20 protein-coding genes and 2 pseudogenes are annotated in these 18,249 nt (G+C 71.8%); 5 read left to right on the plus strand and 17 right to left on the minus strand.

Going from position 1 to position 18,249, the window contains the following annotated elements; genetic code table 11:
- The first annotated feature begins 198 nt into the window (after nt 1-198).
- The gene (locus ML5_RS06970; protein ID WP_013284343.1) at nt 199-591 is read left to right on the plus strand and encodes a cupin domain-containing protein; all 393 of its coding nucleotides are present in this window, start codon (nt 199-201) and stop codon (nt 589-591) included.
- 48 nt (nt 592-639) lie between these two features.
- Here ML5_RS06970 and ML5_RS06975 read toward each other — a convergent pair whose 3' ends face one another.
- Both ML5_RS06975 and ML5_RS06980 read right to left on the minus strand, forming a co-directional pair.
- Complete coding sequence (locus tag ML5_RS06975; protein ID WP_013474208.1) at nt 640-1,821, minus strand: threonine synthase; 1,182 nt, start codon at nt 1,819-1,821, stop codon at nt 640-642.
- An 8-nt stretch (nt 1,822-1,829) separates the two neighbouring features.
- Nucleotides 1,830-2,621 (minus strand): annotated as a pseudogene (locus ML5_RS06980) (DNA polymerase ligase N-terminal domain-containing protein); the annotation flags it as partial.
- Between the two features lie 31 nt (nt 2,622-2,652).
- On the opposite strand from ML5_RS06980, the gene ML5_RS06985 reads away from it, so the two are divergent.
- Together ML5_RS06985 and ML5_RS31165 are read left to right on the plus strand one after the other, a co-directional pair.
- Entirely contained in the window at nt 2,653-2,880 is a 228-nt protein-coding gene (locus tag ML5_RS06985; protein WP_013474210.1) for a hypothetical protein, read from the plus strand.
- A complete protein-coding gene (locus ML5_RS31165) occupies nt 2,877-3,521 on the plus strand; it encodes a DUF2637 domain-containing protein (protein ID WP_013474211.1) in 645 nt (214 codons plus the stop codon). Before ML5_RS06985 ends, ML5_RS31165 begins: the two co-directional genes overlap by 4 nt.
- Before the next feature lie 78 nt (nt 3,522-3,599).
- On the opposite strand, the gene ML5_RS06995 is transcribed toward ML5_RS31165, so the two are convergent.
- Nucleotides 3,600-3,836, minus strand: a complete 237-nt coding sequence (locus ML5_RS06995; protein WP_168168213.1) for a hypothetical protein — start codon at nt 3,834-3,836, stop codon at nt 3,600-3,602.
- Nucleotides 3,837-3,994: 158 nt separating this feature from the next.
- On the opposite strand from ML5_RS06995, the gene ML5_RS33160 reads away from it, so the two are divergent.
- On the plus strand, nt 3,995-4,240 hold the full coding sequence (locus tag ML5_RS33160; RefSeq protein ID WP_013474213.1) for a hypothetical protein: 246 nt from the start codon (nt 3,995-3,997) through the stop codon (nt 4,238-4,240).
- A gap of 27 nt (nt 4,241-4,267) precedes the next feature.
- Here the strand turns inward: ML5_RS33160 and ML5_RS07005 are convergent, their stop codons facing one another.
- The 13 genes and pseudogenes from ML5_RS07005 to ML5_RS07060 form a co-directional block, all read right to left on the minus strand.
- Nucleotides 4,268-6,013, minus strand: coding sequence for a hypothetical protein (locus ML5_RS07005; protein WP_013474214.1), 1,746 nt, complete (start codon nt 6,011-6,013; stop codon nt 4,268-4,270).
- Nucleotides 6,014-6,231: 218 nt separating this feature from the next.
- Nucleotides 6,232-6,483, minus strand: a complete 252-nt coding sequence (locus tag ML5_RS07010; RefSeq protein ID WP_013474215.1) for a hypothetical protein — start codon at nt 6,481-6,483, stop codon at nt 6,232-6,234.
- Nucleotides 6,480-7,556 (minus strand): AlpA family transcriptional regulator, encoded by a 1,077-nt coding sequence (locus ML5_RS07015; RefSeq protein ID WP_013474216.1) that lies wholly within the window; start codon nt 7,554-7,556, stop codon nt 6,480-6,482. Before ML5_RS07015 ends, ML5_RS07010 begins: the two co-directional genes overlap by 4 nt.
- Nucleotides 7,557-7,558: 2 nt before the next feature.
- The gene (locus tag ML5_RS07020) at nt 7,559-8,068 is read right to left on the minus strand and encodes a hypothetical protein (protein WP_013474217.1); all 510 of its coding nucleotides are present in this window, start codon (nt 8,066-8,068) and stop codon (nt 7,559-7,561) included.
- 11 nt (nt 8,069-8,079) lie between these two features.
- Nucleotides 8,080-9,210: a hypothetical protein gene (locus ML5_RS07025; protein ID WP_013474218.1), complete on the minus strand. Its 1,131-nt coding sequence runs from the start codon at nt 9,208-9,210 to the stop codon at nt 8,080-8,082.
- Nucleotides 9,207-9,434, minus strand: coding sequence for a hypothetical protein (locus ML5_RS07030; protein WP_013474219.1), 228 nt, complete (start codon nt 9,432-9,434; stop codon nt 9,207-9,209). The genes ML5_RS07025 and ML5_RS07030 overlap by 4 nt, the downstream gene beginning before the upstream one ends.
- 3 nt (nt 9,435-9,437) lie before the next feature.
- Nucleotides 9,438-10,247 carry a hypothetical protein gene (locus ML5_RS07035; protein WP_013474220.1) on the minus strand — a complete coding sequence of 270 codons (810 nt, stop codon included), beginning with the start codon at nt 10,245-10,247 and terminating at the stop codon, nt 9,438-9,440.
- A gap of 415 nt (nt 10,248-10,662) precedes the next feature.
- The gene (locus ML5_RS07040; protein ID WP_013474221.1) at nt 10,663-11,022 is read right to left on the minus strand and encodes a hypothetical protein; all 360 of its coding nucleotides are present in this window, start codon (nt 11,020-11,022) and stop codon (nt 10,663-10,665) included.
- 66 nt (nt 11,023-11,088) lie between these two features.
- Nucleotides 11,089-13,635, minus strand: a complete 2,547-nt coding sequence (locus ML5_RS07045; RefSeq protein ID WP_013474222.1) for a DUF3854 domain-containing protein — start codon at nt 13,633-13,635, stop codon at nt 11,089-11,091.
- Nucleotides 13,628-13,864 (minus strand): hypothetical protein, encoded by a 237-nt coding sequence (locus ML5_RS07050; RefSeq protein ID WP_041784143.1) that lies wholly within the window; start codon nt 13,862-13,864, stop codon nt 13,628-13,630. Before ML5_RS07050 ends, ML5_RS07045 begins: the two co-directional genes overlap by 8 nt.
- Nucleotides 13,861-14,037 (minus strand): hypothetical protein, encoded by a 177-nt coding sequence (locus ML5_RS32290; protein ID WP_013474224.1) that lies wholly within the window; start codon nt 14,035-14,037, stop codon nt 13,861-13,863. Before ML5_RS32290 ends, ML5_RS07050 begins: the two co-directional genes overlap by 4 nt.
- A gap of 292 nt (nt 14,038-14,329) precedes the next feature.
- On the minus strand, nt 14,330-15,751 hold the full coding sequence (locus ML5_RS07055; RefSeq protein ID WP_013474225.1) for a recombinase family protein: 1,422 nt from the start codon (nt 15,749-15,751) through the stop codon (nt 14,330-14,332).
- A gap of 25 nt (nt 15,752-15,776) precedes the next feature.
- A pseudogene (locus ML5_RS07060) lies at nt 15,777-16,031 on the minus strand (DNA polymerase ligase N-terminal domain-containing protein); the annotation flags it as partial.
- A 78-nt stretch (nt 16,032-16,109) separates the two neighbouring features.
- Between ML5_RS07060 and ML5_RS07065 the strand changes: the two are divergent.
- Nucleotides 16,110-16,892 (plus strand): aldo/keto reductase, encoded by a 783-nt coding sequence (locus ML5_RS07065; protein ID WP_013474227.1) that lies wholly within the window; start codon nt 16,110-16,112, stop codon nt 16,890-16,892.
- Between the two features lie 61 nt (nt 16,893-16,953).
- On the opposite strand, the gene ML5_RS07070 is transcribed toward ML5_RS07065, so the two are convergent.
- Nucleotides 16,954-18,102, minus strand: a complete 1,149-nt coding sequence (locus tag ML5_RS07070) for a cellulose binding domain-containing protein (protein WP_013284347.1) — start codon at nt 18,100-18,102, stop codon at nt 16,954-16,956.
- Between the last annotated feature and the right edge of the window lie 147 nt (nt 18,103-18,249).

An 18,249-nucleotide genomic window follows, 5' to 3' on the forward strand; every position in this document is an offset into this window, starting at 1 on the left:
GCCGCGCTCCGGCCGTCTCCCACCACCGCAGCCGTACGGCGGTACGCCGGCGGGGACCTGGCTCGACCGGCCCAGCCCGCACCGGTCTTATGGGCAGCACATGCCCCCTCTCAGGGGATCCAAACCGGATCGGCGTGGGGAATTCCACCATCTGCGACTCCCGGCGTGGCGGGCGCGGGATCGGGGTATGAGCGGACCATGGAGCATTTCACGATCGCGACAGTCGCCGAGAAGAGTCCCGACTTCCGCCGCGTGCTCTGGACCGGGGAGCACACCCAGCTGGTCATCATGACCATTCCGCCGGGCGGCGAGATCGGCGAGGAGGTCCACGAGGGCATCGACCAGATCCTCACGTTCGTCAGCGGCACCGGCGAGGCGCGGGTGGCCGGGGAGAAGAAGGAGGTCGTCTCCGGCGACCTGGTGGTCGTGCCGGCCGGCACGAAGCACAACTTCGTCAACACCGGGCCGAACCCGCTGGTCCTCTACACCGTCTACGGTCCGCCGGAGCACGCCGACGGCGCGGTGCACAAGACGAAGGAGGAGGCGGACGCCGCCGAGGAGGCGGGCGAGGACGAGCCGCCGACGTCCTGACGCCCGGTGCGCACGTGTTAAGCGGGGGCCCCTGCTCTACCGGAGACGTTAAGAAGGGGCCCCTCCTTGCACCAGGCCGGGGTATTTCAGGCCCGCGCCGGTGTTGAGCACCACCACGCGCTCCCCGGGCCGGATCCACCCGCCCGCGCGCAGGTGCCGGGCGGCGGTCAGGCAGGCCGCGCCCTCCGGGCAGAGCAGCAGCCCTTCCCGGGCGGCGAAGTCACGCAGGTCGGTGAGGATCTCCGCGTCGTCCACCGCGATCGCGGTGCCGGCGCTGCCCCGCAGCGCGGACAGGATCAGCTCGTCGCCGAGCGGCGCGGGCACGGTGATGCCGAACGCGACGGTGTGCGCGTCCTCCCACGGGGTGACGCGCTCCTCCCCGGCCGCGAACGCCCGCACGATCGGCGCGCACCCGGTGGACTGCACCGCGACCAGCCGGGGCAGCCGGTCCTCCACCCAGCCCAGTTCGCGCAGCTCGTGCAGCGCCTTGTGGATGCCGATCAGCCCGACGCCACCGCCGGTCGGATAGACGATCACGTCAGGCACCTGCCAGCCGAGCTGCTCGACGATCTCGTACCCCATGGTCTTTTTGCCTTCGAGGCGGTACGGCTCGCGCAGCGTGCCGGCGTCGAAGATCCCCCCGTCCGACCCGGCGATCAGCTCGGCGATGTCCCGGCCCGCGTCGTTGATCAGGCCGTCGATCAGCCGCAGGTCGGCGCCGGCGGCGAGGCACTCCTCGCGGCAGATCGTCGGCGCGGCCAGCGGCATGGCGATCGTCGCGCCCATCCCGGCCCGCGCCGCGTAGGTGGCCCAGGCCGCGCCGGCGTTGCCGTTCGTGGGCATGGCGATCCGCTTCACGCCCAGCTCCCGGGCCCGGCTCACGCCCACCGACGCGCCGCGCGCCTTGAACGACCCGGTCGGGGTCAGCCCCTCGTCCTTGACGATCAGGTCCGCGATGCCGATCTCGTGGCCGTACGCCGGCGCGCGCCACATCGGCGTCCAGCCCTCGCCCAGCGTGGTGACGAAGCGGGGATCGGCGACCGGCAGCAGCTCCCGGTAGCGCCACAGGTCGGCCGGGCGCAGCCCGAACTGCTCCGGGGCGACGGTGGCGGCCACCGCGGCGAGGTCGTAGCGGGCCAGCAGCGGCGAGCCACAGCCGCACAGGTTCTGCAACACGTCGGCCGGGTGTTCACTGCCGCAGCGCGGGCACTCCAGGTGCGTCAGGTGCACGGTGGTCCTCAGCTCGCGTCGATGCTCAGCCAGTGCCGGCTGCGCCGGCCCGGCTCGTACGGGGAGTCGAGGCGTTTCGCCACCACTCCCGGGAGCCCCTGCTCACGGGCGGCCCATAGGGCGTCCGCGCCGACTCCCGGGAACCACGGCGGAGTCTGCCAGTGCGGACCGGTGAGCGCCAGACCGTCGAGCAGGTCACGGCGTTGCGCGTACGGCACGTCGAGGCTGGACACGCCCTCCAGCCAGAGCAGGTCGACGGCGAGGAACTGCCCGTCGCGCCGGGTCGGCGGACGGACCCTCCCGGCCGGGTCGATCCTTACCAGCACGCCGTCGATCACCGCCTCGGCCGGGGCCAGCGCCTCGGCCATCGCCCGTGTCCACGGGTACTCCCCGGTGACCTCCGTGTCGTCGCCGTCGAGCAGCCGCAGCCGGCCGCCCGAGACGTACGCCATCGCGCGCACGCCCGCCCAGCGCAGCTCGTACCCCCAGGCGGCGGCGTCGCGCGGTAGCCGCCCGCCCTCGGCGGGCAGCATCGGGCGGACCAGCTCGGGCATCGGCGTCCAGCCCTCCGGCGCCGGGTCGGTACGCCTGATCATCCAGTCCCGGCCCCGGCCGCCGGTGGCGAACAGCACGTACCGGCCCTTCGTGCGCTCGCCGTCCAGCACCACGATCACCTCGTCGTCGCGCCACTTCTCCGCGCGGTAGGTGCCGGTGTCGTGCACGATCATCCGCCCGCCGCCGTACTCCCCGGCGGGGATCTCCCCGTGGAACGTCAGGTACTCCATCGGGTGGTCCTCGGTAGGGGGACTACCGACTTTGAGGAGACCGGCCATGACCTACTTCGTACCCCAGCTCCCGCCCCCGCCCAAGCCCAACGCCGGGTTGTCGTTCCTCGGCTTCACCGGGGGAGCGTTGATCCTCCTGGTGATCGGCGTCCTGGTCCTGCCGGTCGTGGCCCTGGTCCTGTGCTGTGTCGGCGGCGCTCTGGTCGGGTCCACCACCGATCCCAGCCCGAGCCCGAGCCGGACCGCCACCGTGTCCCCGGCGGCCACCCGATGAGCGCGCACACCATCGCGGCCCGCCTGGCGGCGGCCCTGGTGGCCCTAGTGGCCGGGGCGGCCAGCTTCTCGCACATCGCGGACGTGGCCATGGCGGCCGGGGAACGCGCGTGGGTGGCCTACTCCCTGCCGGTGGCCATCGACGGTCTGATCGTGGTCGGGGTGGCCGCGCTCCTGGAAGACCGGAGAGCCGGACTACGGCCGCGCCCGGTAGCCAGAGTGGCCGTACTGGTGGGGGTGGTGGCCACCCTGGCCGCGAACGTGGCCAGCGCACAACCGACCTGGACGGGCCGCCTGGTGGCCGTGGCCGCGCCGGTGGCGTTCCTGCTGTCCGTGGAGGTGCTGACCAGATCCGGCCGTAGGGCGGCCAGGGTGGCCGCACCGGTGGCTATGCCCGAGGTGCCGGAGGTCTCGGTGGTGCCCGAGCCCGTGGAGGCGACCCGGGAGCCCGAGCCGGTGGCCGTACCCGAGGTGCCGGAGCGCAGCGGCCACGGCCGGACCCGCCGGGGCGGCGCGGCCGGGAAGGTGGCGGCGGCCCTGGCCGCGCGCCCGAACGCATCCGTGACCGAGCTGGCCAAGCTGGCCGGGGTGAGCCGGAGCACCGTGCGCCGCAACTGGCCGGAGACCGTCCCGGCCACCTGACCCCAGACGTGACGGAACCCCCCGGTTGCCGCCGGGGGGTTCCGTCGTGCTGGGAGCTGTTCGGGTCAGCCCCAGCGATCAGAGGGGGTCTTGCTCGTCGGGATCGTAGGAACTCCAGATGGCCTGAGCGTTGGCCAGGACGTGCAACGCCTCCACGTCCTCCGGCTCGGGCATCAGGAGGAGCACGTCACGATCACCGCGCCGCGTGATCCGCCAGCGTTGCTCCGGCGGGACGATCATCTCCAGCCCGGGGCCGCTCCCGGTGTCGAACCACACGGTGACCGGTTGCCCCGGGGGAGCGTCGGTCACGGCCACGGGCACCGCCGGTAGGTGGATCATGTTGCCTCCCTGCTACACGCCGTGATCTGTGCCAACCATCACACTCTCCAGTTGGCCAAACGTCAAGACTGCAAGGTTGGCCAACTGACTGGATACACGAGTTGGCCTAGCGTCTGACCAGGGACGATGGCCAAGTGGCAGACCTGGAGGCGGCGGTCCGGAAGTTGCGCGCGGCGCAAGCCGGGGTGCCCCGTGCCGAGGAGCGGGCCGCCCGCCTGGTGGCCGAGGCCCGGGAGAAGGTGGACCAGGCACGCGCCGCGCTGGTCGAGGAGATCCGGGCCGCTGACCGGGACGGCGTGCGCCAGGTGGACATCGTGGCGGCCACCGGCTACAGCCGAGAGCGGGTCCGCCAGATCATCCGCGACGGGGACCGGGCCTGACAGTTAAGCGTCAGCCCCGTCCCCGCGTCACCGGGCGAGCGTGGCAGCGCCCAGCCGCTCCAGGATCGCCTCGGCCGCTTCCTCCCCGGCCTCGCGGCCGGTCGCGCCCGAGACGTACACGTTGAACGTCACCCCGCCCAGGTTGGTGGCCGAGGCCCCGTCCCCACCGCGCACCGGCCCCGCCGTGAAGCTGGGGAGATCCCCGGTCAGGCCCTGGAGCGTGTCCTGGATCGAGCGCCGCTGGTCCTCGATGCCGAGCCGGAAGCCCTTCATCACCCGCTGACCCGCGTCGTACAGGATCTTGTCGTCCACCTCCGCCGGACCCTTCCAGTCCGGCAACATCGAGGTAAGGGAGCTCAGGGTGGAGCGGACCCGATCGAACCCGGACCGGATGCCGGAGATCAGACCGTCGATGATCCGGCGGCCCGCATCGGCCAGCCAGCTACCAGCGGCGGCGAACGCGCCGATCACGGTCTGGCGCAAGCCGGCCACGGCCGAGCCCACCCGGGACGCCGCACCGGTGACCACCGACACCATCGCGCTCCACCCGGCTGACCAGGCGGCCCGGATGGTGCTCAGCGCGCCGGAGATCACGCCCTTGATGCCGTTCAGGGTGGTGGAGACCGCCGTCCGGATGCCGTTCAGCACGGCCGAGACAACCGCCTTGATCCCGTTCCAGGTTCCTTGCCAGTCGCCCCGGATGGCGGCCGAGACAGCGGCGATGACGCCCTGAACCACCTTGATGGCGGTGGTCACCGCGTTCACGATCAGCTTCCACGCGGTGCTGACCACCGCGCTGATGGTCTGCCACACGCCGGTGAAGATCGGGACCAGGGGAGCCAGCGCCGTCCCCACGGTGACGCCGAACTGGGTCAGCCACGTGATCGCGCCCTGAATCCAGACCGCCGCGTCGATGAAGAACTGACGCACGGCCGGGTAGACCGAGCTCAGCCAGCCCAGCATCACGCCCAGGCCCGCGATCATGGAGCTGATGAAGGTCAGGAAGTCCTTGAAGAACAGGGCCGCCCCCGGCCCCCCGTCCGCGATAGCGGAGAAGAACACGGACAGCCCGGTCCCGAGCACCGGCAGCGCGGCGGCCATCTCCTTGAGGAACGGCCCGGCCGCCGTGATCAGCTCCTGGAACCCGGGGAGGGCGTTCTCCACCAGCCCGGCCAGCCCCTCGGCCAGGGCCTGGATCGCGCCCGAGTCCGCCAGCCCCTGGAACATCTGGCGGACCTGGGGGCTGATCCGCTTCACCAGATCCTCGAACGTGCCCAGCGCCTCCACCAGGGGGCCGAGCATCGGCTTGGCCGCGTCGGTGAAGGTGGTCTTCAGGGTGCCGGTCAACGAGCTGGCGGCGGCCTTCAGAGCGGGCTCCTCCCGGAGCAACCACGCCCCGAGCCCGATCACCCCGAGGCCAGCGCCACCGATGAGCGCGCCGGACAGGAGCGCGCCGATCGCCGGAGCGGCCACGGCCGCGATGGTCGCCGCGATGGCGGCACCGGCGGCGGCCACGTACGGGTTGCTCCCCAGCGCGGAGGAGAGCCCGCCCAGGCCCTTCCCGATGCTCTCGGTCATCGCCTGGGCGGCCTCGGTCCCCGCTCCGGCGAACGAGGAGCCGAGGCGGCCCCGGTCCACGTCCACGTCCGCCTTGACGTCGATGGTCGGGGTCTTGATCCGGCTCAGGGCGCGGTCCAGGTCGCGCTCGGTGTCCCGGGCGAACCGGCGAACGTCGCCAGTGACTTCTACGCGGGCAGAGCCGACATCGGACACGGAACCGCTCCTTGGCTGGAGTCGTGTTCCGCACCCGGGCGGGCTGTCCCATACCGCCGAGCCGGTGCACCGGCGTTAGGCCGGTAGCGGACCGGGCGAGGTGCCCGGCCGCCGTGCGTGCCTCGCGTCTGCGCGAGGTGCCGGGGTCGTCGCGCTGGGAGCGCTCGCCCGGCTAGATCCAATGTCCCCCGGTCACGGGGAGGCGGACAGAGGGTGTTTCAGGCGGGAAGTCCTGGGCACGGTGTCCCGTCGTCGGTGGTGGCAAGACACCAGTAGCACCGAGGGCCGATGAGGGCGATCAGGTTCTCCGCGTCCAAGAGGAACGTGCCGTCCTCCGGGTTCAGGTTGGTGACCCTGGAGTGCTGCTCGATCGTGAACAGGTGCTCCCCATCGACCTGGGGCGGCATCTGGCGCGGCGTCCGGCTGATGTTCTGCTGGATGCCGTCCGAGATGAACACGGCCCCGTTCATGCCGCCACCGCCAGCTTCTTCTCCGCCTCGGCCAGGAGCTCGGCCAGGCGCTCCTCCTGGGTCAGCGGCACCTCGGGGAGGTCGGTCACGTACGCCCAGGGCTCGCGCCGCTCCCCGGGACCGAGCGGCCGGTACGAGGCCATCTCGCGCGCCAGCGGGAACGGGCTCACCTGGCGGCGCGCGGGGATCAGGTCTCGGGCGCGCTGAAAGGCGAGATCCGTCAACAGCGGGTTGAACTCGCACCCGGCGCGCTGGATGAGCTGGGAGCACCCGGCGCACACCGGGCGGCCCTGGTACGTGTCCCAGGCGTCCGCCAGCTCGTGAGACTGGCCGCACACCCCGCACGGCCAGCCGGAGGAGTGCGGGACGGGGACGGTCAGCTCCTGGTGGCGCTTCTCCACGGCCGCGCGGAGCTCGGCCAGCTCAGCCCCGGGGACATGCTGGAACGGGCGACGCCCCCGGCCCGCGTCGGTGGACGAGGCTTTCTCCAGCTCCCGGTACGCCAGCGGCGCGCCGAGCTTCTGAACCACATCCGCGTGAGCCTGGGTCACCCGGACCGGGCGCGCGTCGGGGTCCAGGACCAGCGCCAGGAGCTCGGCCCCGCCGGTGGCAAGGGAGCACACCCGGTGGTAGCGCCAGGAGCGGACCTGGCGGGAGTTGATCCCCCAGGTGCCCACCTGGCGGTAGGTCTGGACGGCCTCGGGGTCGTGCGCGTGCACGGTGGCCCCACACGTTCCGCACGCCGAGGGGATGGCGGTCACCCCGGCGTTGGCCAGTTCGTGGACCAGCGCGGCGCGGGGGTCGGGGGTCTTGGCCTGGGCGGGCCGGGTGGTCTTGGTCTTGCGGGCGAACATCTCTCGGTCCTCCGTGGTCAGTCGGTTCTTGATCTTGGGGCGGTTGTCCAGCCAGCGGTCCAGCTCCTCCTTGGTGAACACCGCCTGGAATCGACGGCCCACCAGCACCAGGTCCAGCTCCCGTTCGGGGCCGGTCCCCTCCTTCACGTAGTTGGCGAGCGTGCTGGGCTTGATGCCCAGGTACGTGGCGGCGGCGCGGCGGCCCACGAACTCGGTCATGGTCAGATCAGCCGGATCGGACCCTGGGGGACCAGACGCCGCTTGCGCTCCAGGGCGGCCTCGGTGCGCCGGTCCAGGGCGGCCAGGAGCGCGGCGCTCTGCTCGCGCTGGGCGAGCGCCCGGCCCCGCTGGCGTGCCGCCTGGATCTCCGCGCGTCCCCGGGCAGCGCCCAGCGCGGCGGCCAGCTCCCGCCGGGCGTCCGTGGTGCGACGGCCCAGCACGCCGTCCAGGGCGCGCCCGATCTCGGACTGGTAGGAGCTGGTCCGGGAGCGGAACTCGGCGGGCCGGTCCCCGGCCGCGACCCGGCGCAACAGGTCCGGGTTCCGGTACGGCTCGGCGGCGGCCACCAGGGCGCTCCGGCGCTCGGCGTGCTGGGAGGCGGTCAGCCCCCGGGGGCGCGGCATCGAGAGCGAGGCCCGGCGCATCAGCTCGGCGCGCTGGGCGCGCTCCACCTCGCTCAGGCCGGGCGGGAACCAGCCCCGGCGGTAGGACTCGGCCAGGTCGTCGGTCATCGTGGTTCCTCTCAGAAGCTCAGGCGGGTGGTCGGCATGGTGGGCTGGCCCCCGCGATATCCGAGGGCGGTCACGCCGCTGGAGCCGCTGGCGCGCCGGACGTACTTGGGGTTCCGGACGTAGATCCGGCGCACCGGGTCGAAGATCCGGGACGGCTGGCGCTCGGCCTCGGGCTCCGGCTCGATCAGCTCCGCGTCCACCACCTCGGGCTCCTCGGCCTGGGCCTGGGCTTGACCGTGAAGTGTCAAGGAGCGGGCGGCCTCGGCCAGCGCGGCGAGCATGGTCTGAGCGGCCACCGGCGGAGCGGGCTCGCTGACCTGGGGTTCCGGCTCCTCGTCGCCTGAGCCGGCCACCTTGCTGTCATGGCTGGGAGGCTCGGGGGCGGGCTCCGGGAGCGGAGCGACCGGGGCGGCCGGGAGAGCGGCCACCGGCGCGCCCGGGAGATTGGGCACCGGACGGCCGTCCGCCACCGCTTGCGCCACCTGGGAGAACCAGGCGGTCAGATCCCCGGCGGCCAGGCCGAGCCGGGGAGCGAGTTCGGCGGCCTGGGCCTGGGTCACCAGTGCCAGGAATGGCGGGCCGTCCGGCCGGGGAGCGGGGCGCGAGTCGTTCAGGTCCATGTCACCCAGCGCCGCCTTGATGGCCTCGATCACGGCCGGGCCGGACGGTAGGCCGATCCACTCCAGGAGGAGGACGGCCACCCGGTCCGATGCCACGGCCTCCCACTGACGGGGAACCTGGGTCGCCATGTCCAGGGCCTTGGTCGCCACCGCGCTGGCGGCCATCGCGTGGGCGGAGCGGGCGAGCCCGGCCACGCGCTCGATGCCCTCGGCCGTGGTGACCCGGCCCTGGGCCACGTCGTCCCGGGCGGCCCGAGCGAGCACGTCCACCGTGCGGATCGAGTCCAGGATGATCTCCCAGACCGGGCGGTTCGGATCGTTCGCCATCATCTCCGCCAGGATGATGGTCCCGGCGGCGCGCTCCTCGGCTACGGCCCGTCCGGCGGGACCGGCGTACGCGCCGTGGTTCGGGCAATGGAGGCGGCCAGGAACGGCGTAGCGCCCGCACTTCTTCCCGGTGCGCTTGGACTCGGCCGAGCACTTCACCGGCGGCGGGTTCTGGCGGCGGCCCCGGCTACTCATCGGACCACCCGATCGGCGTAGACCAGCGGGCGGATGACCGCCCCGCCCGCGAACGTCTGGACAGCGGGGCCGGGGGAGGTGCAAACGGCCGGGTGCTCGCGGACGAGGCGCGCGGCCTCGGCCGTCCCCATGACGAGATCGGCCGGGCACGTTCCCGGGCATACGAGCCGGTACCAGGCGGGGCGGTCCGCCTGGCGGTGCGGCCGGAAGGGAAAGGCGGTCATGGGTCAGCTCCCCAGCGGGGAGAAGGTGGCCCGGCCCGCGAGGCAATCGAACGATGCCGCCCAGGCCCGCTCAGCGACCATCAGGCGGAGGTTCGTCTCCCGGTCGAACGCGGTGTGGACCTGTGCCTCCTGGGCGCGCCAGAGGGTCACCTGGCCGGTCACGATGATCTCGCCCAGCGGGTACGCGCCGAACGCCCAGACAGAGCCCAGCGGGGTGACCTTGCGCGGGCCGTCCTGGAGGATCAGCCCGGCCTCGGCGGCGAACGCGGCGGCCTCGATGGGGGCGTGGATCGTGGCCCCGTAGCCGTAGCCGCTCTCGGTGTAGGCGTAGCGCTCCAGCGCGCCCACCACGTCCGTGATCAGGTCCGGGTCGTACCCGCCCGGGACCGCCTCGGCCTCGGCGTCCAGGTGGAGGATGTCCAGGGCGTTGCCCTCGAAGTCCAGGCCGGACCAGAGCGCGCGCTCCACGGTGGGCTGTTCGCTGGCCTCCAGGCGGCGGACGACCTGGGCGCGTAGCTCGGCCTCGGTGTAACCGACCTGGGTGCATTCCAGGGTGGCGAGCGTGAGGAACACGCCGGTTGCCACCTCGGGGTTGCCGCCGTCCAGCGGCTTGGCCGGAGCCGAGACCTCGCCCCCGTAGCAGTTGACGCCATAGGCGTACGCCGCGCCACACGTGACGGGGGTGTACCGGATGCCGCCTCCCTCACCGTGCGGGGCGGGGAGATCCAGCGGGCCGGACGCGGCGTTGAACAGGCCGTACCGGCGTAGGCCGGGCTCGGGCGGGGCGACGGTCAGACCGGGGATCAGGGCCATGTCTTTGTCCTCTTTGGGCTGGATTGCGATACAACAGAATGCCGGTTATGCGCGGCGGCCCTGGACGAGTCAGCGACCGGGGGACGGGCGGAGCGGGCCTCTCTCGGTCGGGCTGCCCTGGCCGGACGAATCGGACGCCAGGTGCGCCGGGGCGCGGCGGCCCCGTGATCAAGGTTGTCCCTTCCAAGGGATCACGGCCAGAGGGCATTTCACGATTTGGGGTGACATCTCGCGGCGGGGCCGAGGACAGAGAAGGACACGGCGGGGCAGAGCGGAACGGCCCCCGGCCGTCCGGGGTGGACGAACCAGGGGCCGTTCTTGACGCTGGACTGTCAGGGGCGGGCGGTCTGCCAGGCGATGGCGAGCGCGGCCACCAGCGCCAGGAGCCGGGCCAGATCGGGGCGGTACAGAGGGCTCACGAGGTGGCCTCCTCGGTCTTCTTGCCGCGCCGAACCTCGCGGGCAGAGCGGGCGGCCAGGTTCCGGGCCAGCGACGTGATGGCCTCGGTCAGCGTGGAGGCGTACACGACCTGGCACCGGGGGACGCCCGACAGGGGGCCGTCAGGCGACACGGGAACGGTCAAGACGGGGGGCTCGTTCGGGTCGTCGGTTTCCGTGATCTGCCACCCGGTCACCAGCGCCGAGAACTCGTCAGTGATCTTCTCGGTCAGCCACGCCTCGGCGTCCGGGCCGTCCGGAAGCCTCCAGTCCCCGAGGTGGTTCCACCAGGCCACCGCGAGCGGGTACGCCTGGGGCATGTACGTGGTCTTGCTCATGGGTTCGTCTCCTCTGGAGGGTGGCCCGGCCGGGCCTTCACCGGCCCGGCCGGGGGATGGGAAGGGTCAGGCGCGCCGGGCGCGCTGGTAGGCCATGCACTTGGGGCAGAAGTCCGGCATGTGGTCCCAGTCGTCCGCCTCGGGGCACGGGGCGGGAGCCGGGGCCGGGGCCAGAGTGGGGGTGATGGGGGCGACGGGGGCGGAGCTCCCGCCCCCATTCCCCATACGCGAACGCTTCTTGTTCTGTTGTGACGGCTCGGTCACTCCACCCGAGACGGCTTTTTCCAGAGGAATCGAGGTAGAAGCATCGCCCCCATCGCCCCCATCGCCCCCAGGAGCGACCACCCCGGGCTCCTCGAAGAACGAGGACTCGGACACCACGGCGTAGGCGTTCACCGAGTTGTGCCGCTTGCCCGCCTTCACCAGGACCAGGCCCAAGGTTTCCGAGGCCCGGTGCGAGCGGTACAGGTATCCGATCCGCTCGGTGAACCCCTCCTTGTTCGGGTCGGACCAGTTCGGCGGCCCAGAGAACGCGGCCAGGTTGGCGCGGGCCTTCTCCATCACCTCGCGCGCCGTGAAGCTGTTCGTACCGAACGTCTCCCGGAGCCAGAAGAAATGGGCGTCCCATGCCTGCTGGTCGTGGTCGGACTCCTGACGCCACGCCTTGCGGCCGTCCAGGAAGCCCTTGACCCCGGCCACCTCCAGAACCCCGCCCACCACGCGCTCCCACTTGTCGAAGCTCTGGAACGAGCAGTCCCGCTCGCACGGCTGGCCGGCGGCGAACCAGGCACGCACCAGGACCAGGACGGCGGCCAGCAACTCGCGCCGGTTGCGCCGGACCCAGCCCTCCAGGTCCGGATGGCGGAACGAGCTGACCGGCCGGTCCTCGGGCCGGAGGTAGCCCGGGGCCAGACCGATGGCGATCCGGTAGACCCGGCGGTCGATGTCGTCGCCCACCTGGACCTCGTTGCCCAGGGCGGCCCAGGTGGCCCGGTTCGGCAGAGCCTCGTTCTTGCTCGCGCCCAGGATGCGGTCCCGCCACGTCGAGCTCGTCAGCAAGGCGGCCAGCGGCGCGCCCCGGAGCTTGTGGGCCTCGTCCAGGAACACCAGATCCCGGCCCTCCCGGAGCGTGGACGTGATCTGCTTGCGCATCTCCTCGTCGTTGTCGGGGAAGCTGGTGCCCAGCTCGGGGTCTTCACCGGTGTGGATCAGCGCCAGGCAGGACGCCAGCTTGCCCTTGCCGACCCCCTTGCGGCGGCCGTCGATGACCGCCAGCGGGGCCGTGGGGACCATCCCCCGGATGGCCGGGGTGATCATGAGCGCCAGGGCGTTGGCCCGACTCGCGTCGTCCATCGGGAAGCCGCCCATCATCTCGTCCATGAGCAGAACCCGGGCCGCCTCGATCTGATCCCGGGTCGGCTCCTCGGGGATCTCCAGCCCCTCCAGCCCGGGGTCCAGCGCGAGCATCGTCCGCGACGCCTCGTCGTAGCCACGGGTCGCGCAGATCGAGCCGTCCGAGCGGACGAACGGGGCGCGGGAGATCCGGTCCAGCGGGGCGAACTCGGACGCCTTGGAGAGCACGGCGGACATGACGTTCGGGTCCGCCCACCCCGGCACGTACCCGCCGTCCCCGTCGTCAGAGACCATCAGCGCGGCCTCGCTGGACACGTCGTTGAACGCGCCCCGGTCAAGCTGGGTCATCCAGCCGTCCGAGTACCGGCTGAGAACCTGGCCGTGGTTGAACAGCTCGGTCCCGGAGAACATGCCGACCATCGCGGCTGTCAGCTCGTCCTTGACCACCTTGCGGTCCTGGTTGACCACGATGGTCTTCCGGCCGTCACCGGCCACCGGGGGCTTCTTCGGCGCGGCCTTCTTCTGGACCTTGGCGTTGGGCTTGGCCGGGAACTTGGCGGTTGCCTCGCTGAGCAGGTTCCCCAGCACCCGGGCGCGCCGGTCGTGAGCGCGCTTGGCCAGGTAGTCATCCAGCCCGGCCTTGCCACCGGCGGGGAGCCGGACCCACTCGATCAGGCCCGCCCCCTCGGCCTTGAGCGCGGCCTGGAGCCGGTCGGCCGCGCTCCACACCAACAGGTTGGTGGAGAAGTCCGCGTCCAGGATGACCTTCACCGGGAGCCCGTCCACAACCTCCAGGTCCGGGATCGCCACGCCATCGTCCGAGAAGCCCCAGCACCCAGCCAGGCCGTACACGCTGTAGCCCTCGGGGGCGTACCGGGCGGCAACCAGGCATTGCTTCGAGCCCTCGGCCAGGATCACGCCCACCGGGTTCTCGACCTCACGGACCGCCCACAGGACCGGCGGACGGCCGCCCTGGTAGACGTACTTCATCGGCTCCCCGTCGTTGCCCAGGGGCCGCTTGTCGTCGTCCGGCCGGAGCTGGACATTGACTGAGCCGGTCGGGCCGGTCCAGACGAACAGGAGGCCCCCGTTCTCCGGGATGTAGCGGCCGATCCCGGCCTGCCACTCGCTGGGGATCTGGGCCAGGTCGTCCCGGGTCAACAGCGAGCGGACGCGACCGGCGGCCAGGGCCTGGTCCGGGTCCACGGCGTGGGCTTCCAGGTAGGCGCGGTGCTCATCGGACAGGTACGGCTCAGGCATCGTCGCCACCCCTGGCCAGCATCTCGGCCAGATCCCGGCGCGCCGCGCTGGTGGCCTCAACCTCGCAGTAACGCCGGTCACCAACGAGGGTGATCCAGCACGCGCCGCAACCCGCGTCACACCGGCTCAGGTCGAACGATCCGGTAGACTTCACAGCGGTCTGGTTCTTCTTCTGGGACGGCTTCCCCTTGGGCGAGGGGGAGCCGTTCGTCTTCTCCGACATGATCACTTGCCCCCGTCCTGGGAGGCCACGATCGGGCTCAGGATGGCGGACACCTCGGCACGCTGGGCGGCCGTGAGGGCGGGCCAGCGCTTGACGATGCTCTTGGCGTACGTGCGGGGCGAGTGCCGGGCGGCGGCGAGTTGCTGCCCGATCGTCGGCTCAGGCGTGCTGGTAGGCACGAGAACTCCTCGGAGTGCGGAAGTTCCGTACCACGGACGGGCTGGTTACCGCCGAGCCGGTGCGCTGGCATTAGGCCAGCAGCGGGACCGCTCTCGATGGCGGACCGCTTGCAAGTTGGTCGGGATCTCTCCCTGTGCCGCTAACGCTAGTGGAGTCCCCCAACGCCTGTGAAGTTCCAGAGCCCTTATGCGCCAACGGATTTCGTGGCCTGGGACACAAAGCCGTGACTACAAAGTGAAAGGCCCCGGCGGGGTGCCGAGGCCCTTCACGTAGCTGTCATCGCGGCAAGGTTCAGGCGGGCTCCACCGGCTCCACGCGGATGAACTTCTCGGGCTCCCACGGCGCGCGGCCCCGGATCGGCGGGCCGAGCGTGACGGTCATCAGCTTGCGGATCACGGCCTGGCGGCGGTGGAGGTCGGTGGTCGCGCGCCACACGGCCACCGGGTCATCACCCAGGATCTCGGTCAGCGGGTCCACCTGGCCCGCACGCACAATCTCCGCCTCGATCTCGGCCAGGCGGGCCTCCCCGGCCGCCATCCCTTGCTGGAGGGCTGCCCTCACCGCGCCGCGCGCCAGGGCGTACTCCGTCGCCAGTTCGGCCATGTTGGTCCGGATGGCGCTCGCCTCGGTCTCCAGGGCGGCCAAGTCCACGCCGGACTCCCGGCGCGGCATCAGCCGGGCGCGCTGGTCCTCCTGGGCCAGCAACAGCTCCACCAGTCCGTCCGGGCCGACCAGCCAGTCATCGATGGGCTGGGCCTTCCACGACCGGTAACAGCTCTTACACAGGTACGTCCGCTGTCCGTTGTGGTTCCGGCTGGTGTTGACCGTCGTCCCGGGGCACCGCTCACAGGTGAACAGGCCCACCCCGAGGTACTTCCGGGCCGGGCTCCCGGGGTTGCGCCGCCGGTCCGGCGACTCCAGGACGACCTTCAGCGCGCGCCAGGTGGCGGGGGCGATGATCTCAGGGCTCCAGCTCGGGTACTCCGCGCCCCTGTGCACGCGGAGCCCGGCCACCCGGGGGTTGAGAAGGATCTTCCGGATGACCTCGCCGCGCCACGGCGCGCCGGAGATCGTGGACACCCCAGCCTCGTTCAGCTCCCGGGCGATGGACCGCAGCGAGCCACCGGCGAGCACGTGGCGCGCCCAGGCCCGGATGCGCTCGGCCTCGTCCTCGCGGATGGTCCTGGCGTCCGGCTCCAGCCCGTACGGCCGGGGGCCGCCGTGGAACTCGCCCCGCTCCACCCGGTCCGTGACGGCACGGGCCACCCGCTCGGCGGTCTCCTCGGCCTCCCCGGCGGCCCTGGCGGCCATCGTCCGGCCGATCTCACGGCCCTGGGCCGTGTTCAGGTCGAACGAGGGGGAGCGGACGTACAGGAACCGGATGCCGTACTGGGTGGCGAGGTCGATCAGATCCTCGTACTCCCGGGGCGTGCGGGTGAGGCGGCCCTGGGTGTAGGCGATGATGACCGAGAACCGGCCCGCTCGGGCGTCCGCGAGGAGCCGCCGGTACTGCGGCCGGTCCTTCTTGGCCTTGGTGCTCGCGCTCAGGTCGTTGTCGGTGTACGGCGCTCCGCCGACCAGCGTCAGGCCCTCGCGTTCGGCCACCGCCTGGTTGTCCTTGCGCTGGCGGTCCACCCCCAGCTCCCGCCCCTCGCGGTCGTCAGAGATCCGTTCGTACGTGGCCGCCAGCTCGGCGGTTGCTCGTCCCCTCATAAGTCAGTACTCTAGCGTCCGATGAGTGGTCCTCGGTGTGCACGGCCAAATGGTTGCGGCCCGGGTCGCGGGGCAGGCCGCGCGGCACGGCCCAGGAGGCCAGCACGCCGTCGTGCTCCAGCCGCAGGTCCCAGTGCAGGCTCCGGGCGTGGTGCTGCTGGATGACGAAGCGGGGTGCGCGCCGCGCCGACCGCTTCCGCCCGGAATCCCGCTCGGGCACCGGTTCCGGGGTACGCGCGGCGTCCCGTTTCCGCCGGTACTCCTCCAGCCGGTCCGCCATCCCCGCATCCTCCCCCAGACGCGCCGCGCGCGCCGGGATGCCGGTGTGTGTGCGGCGAACCGGGGTAGAACGGGGGACATGGACAGCGACCAGCCCACCCTTCCGCTCGCCGGCGACGTCCGGATCCCGCTGCTCGGCTTCGGCACGTGGCAGGCCACCGGCGAGGCCGGGTGCCAGGCGGTGCTCGCCGCGCTGGACGCCGGCTACCGCCACATCGACACGGCCACGATGTACGGCAACGAGAAGGAGGTCGGGCGGGCGGTCAAGGAGAGCGGGCTGCGCCGGGAGGACGTCTTCATCACCACGAAGCTGCCGCCGGACCGGGTGGGCCGGGAGCGGGAGACCATCGAGGCCAGCCTGGCCGCCCTGGACACCGACTACGTCGACCTGTGGCTGGTGCACTGGCCGCCGTCCGCGCCCGGCGACAGCATCCCGGTGTGGCGGGAGATGCTCGCCGCGCGGGACGCGAACATGGCGCGCACGGTCGGGGTGAGCAACTACTCGATCGGCCAGATCGACGAGCTGATCCAGGCCACCGAGGAGACGCCGGCGGTCAACCAGATCCGCTGGAGCCCGTCGCTGTACGACAGGCACACGCACGCCGCCCACCGGGACCGGGGCGTGGCGCTGGAGGGGTACAGCCCGTTCAAGGCCAGCGACCTGTCCGACCCGGTGCTGGTCCGCATCGCCCAGGCGCACGACGTGTCACCGGCCCAGGTGGTGCTGCGCTGGCACATCGACCACGAGATCGTGGTCATCCCGAAGTCGGTCACGCCGGAGCGCATCCGTGCCAACGTCGACGTGTTCGGGTTCTCGCTCACCGCCGAGGAGATGCGCGACATCGACGCGCTCGCCGGCTGAGACGTACCCGCGGAAAGGGGCGCGGTCCGCTGCGGACCGCGCCCCTCTCCGCGTGCGGTGGTCAGCCGCGGGCGCAGGTGGAGCCGTTGAGCGTGAAGCTGCTCGGCGCGGAGTAGCTGCCGTTCAGCGTCGCCTGGTAGCCGAAGCTGGTGGACGCGCCGGGTGCCAGCGTGCCGTTGTAGCCGGCGTTGCGGGCGGTCACCGCGGAGCCGCTCTGGCTCACGGTGGCGTTCCACGCGTTGGTGACTGTCTGCCCGGAGGGCAGGTTGTAGTTCAGCGTCCAGCCGTTGATCGTGCCGGAGCCGGTGTTCTTGACCGTCACGTCGGCGGTGAAGCCGTTGTTCCACACGTTCGCCGCCTTGTAGGTGACGGTGCACGACGCGCCGCCCGACGGCGGGGGCGTGGTCGGCGCCGACGTGGTCGGCGGAGCCGACGTGGGCGGCGGGTTCGAGCCGGTGTTGACGCTCTGCGAGAACGAGTTCACCGCGAGCCCGACGCCGCCCTGCCACGGCTCGAAGCCGGCCTGGATGCTGGTCAGGTACCAGTCGTTGGTGATCGCACCCCGGTTACGGGTGTCGTTGATGAACGCCATCGCGTCGAAGCTGAAGCTGGGGATGGCCGACGGCGACAGGTACGAGATGACGTTGTTGGAGCCGTTGCTGCCGCGCCAGACCTCCCAGGTGCGGCCGGCGATGCTGGCGGTGCCGACCGGCGAGCCGATGGGCTGGATCGAGCCCTGCCGGTTGAGCCAGATCATGATCTCCATCTGGTTCACGCCGTCGCGCTTGGGCGACGGGTCGAGCCAGATGTCGTACGACGCGTTGAAGATCGCGCCGCTGACGTAGTTGTAGCTGATGCTGGACGGTGCGCTGCTGATGTTCTTCACCTGCACCGGCAGGTTCGTGCCGGGCGAGCAGTTGGTGTAGTGGCAGCCCACGAAGATCGACGGGTACGCGACCGGTGCCCCGTTGGTCGGCGCGGAGCCGTCCGCGCGGGTGATCGAGAAGCCGGTCGAGGTGACGTTGATGCACTGCTGGGCACTGGTGCCCCAGCGGTTGTTCTGCACCACGTACTTGCCGCCGATGGTGGTCGAGCCGTACTGCTCGCAGATCTGGGTGTCGGCGGAGGCGGTGCCGCCGAGCGCGACGGCGACGAGGGTGCCGGCGGCCAGCAGTCCGGCTGCCGCGAGGGCCCTGAGTGGACGCTTCATGATGCTCCTTGGCTCGGCGCGGGACGGCGCCGGTTCGGTCGGTGATACGGGCGGGAGCGCTCCCACGATGCAAGGAATACATTTACATGTCTGAAATCATTGCGCAATTGCGCCGGTCTCGTTAACGCTCCGCGTCCGGCCGGTGGC

The organism is Micromonospora sp. L5 (assembly GCF_000177655.2).
Lineage (GTDB): Bacteria > Actinomycetota > Actinomycetes > Mycobacteriales > Micromonosporaceae > Micromonospora > Micromonospora aurantiaca.

Bases quoted from the DNA above. Each gene is read 5' to 3' on its own strand.
- ML5_RS07025 (WP_013474218.1), bottom strand. From the start codon at position 9,210: ATGAGTAGCCGGGGCCGCCGCCAGAACCCGCCGCCGGTGAAGTGCTCG.
- ML5_RS07030 (WP_013474219.1), bottom strand. From the start codon at position 9,434: ATGACCGCCTTTCCCTTCCGGCCGCACCGCCAGGCGGACCGCCCCGCC.
- ML5_RS07020 (WP_013474217.1), bottom strand. From the start codon at position 8,068: ATGACCGACGACCTGGCCGAGTCCTACCGCCGGGGCTGGTTCCCGCCC.
- ML5_RS07070 (WP_013284347.1), bottom strand. From the start codon at position 18,102: ATGAAGCGTCCACTCAGGGCCCTCGCGGCAGCCGGACTGCTGGCCGCC.
- ML5_RS07045 (WP_013474222.1), bottom strand. From the start codon at position 13,635: ATGCCTGAGCCGTACCTGTCCGATGAGCACCGCGCCTACCTGGAAGCC.
- ML5_RS07015 (WP_013474216.1), bottom strand. From the start codon at position 7,556: ATGACCGAGTTCGTGGGCCGCCGCGCCGCCGCCACGTACCTGGGCATC.
- ML5_RS07055 (WP_013474225.1), bottom strand. From the start codon at position 15,751: ATGAGGGGACGAGCAACCGCCGAGCTGGCGGCCACGTACGAACGGATC.
- ML5_RS07040 (WP_013474221.1), bottom strand. From the start codon at position 11,022: ATGAGCAAGACCACGTACATGCCCCAGGCGTACCCGCTCGCGGTGGCC.
- ML5_RS31165 (WP_013474211.1), top strand. From the start codon at position 2,877: ATGAGCGCGCACACCATCGCGGCCCGCCTGGCGGCGGCCCTGGTGGCC.
- ML5_RS07010 (WP_013474215.1), bottom strand. From the start codon at position 6,483: ATGAACGGGGCCGTGTTCATCTCGGACGGCATCCAGCAGAACATCAGC.
- ML5_RS07035 (WP_013474220.1), bottom strand. From the start codon at position 10,247: ATGGCCCTGATCCCCGGTCTGACCGTCGCCCCGCCCGAGCCCGGCCTA.
- ML5_RS06970 (WP_013284343.1), top strand. From the start codon at position 199: ATGGAGCATTTCACGATCGCGACAGTCGCCGAGAAGAGTCCCGACTTC.
- ML5_RS07065 (WP_013474227.1), top strand. From the start codon at position 16,110: ATGGACAGCGACCAGCCCACCCTTCCGCTCGCCGGCGACGTCCGGATC.
- ML5_RS06985 (WP_013474210.1), top strand. From the start codon at position 2,653: ATGACCTACTTCGTACCCCAGCTCCCGCCCCCGCCCAAGCCCAACGCC.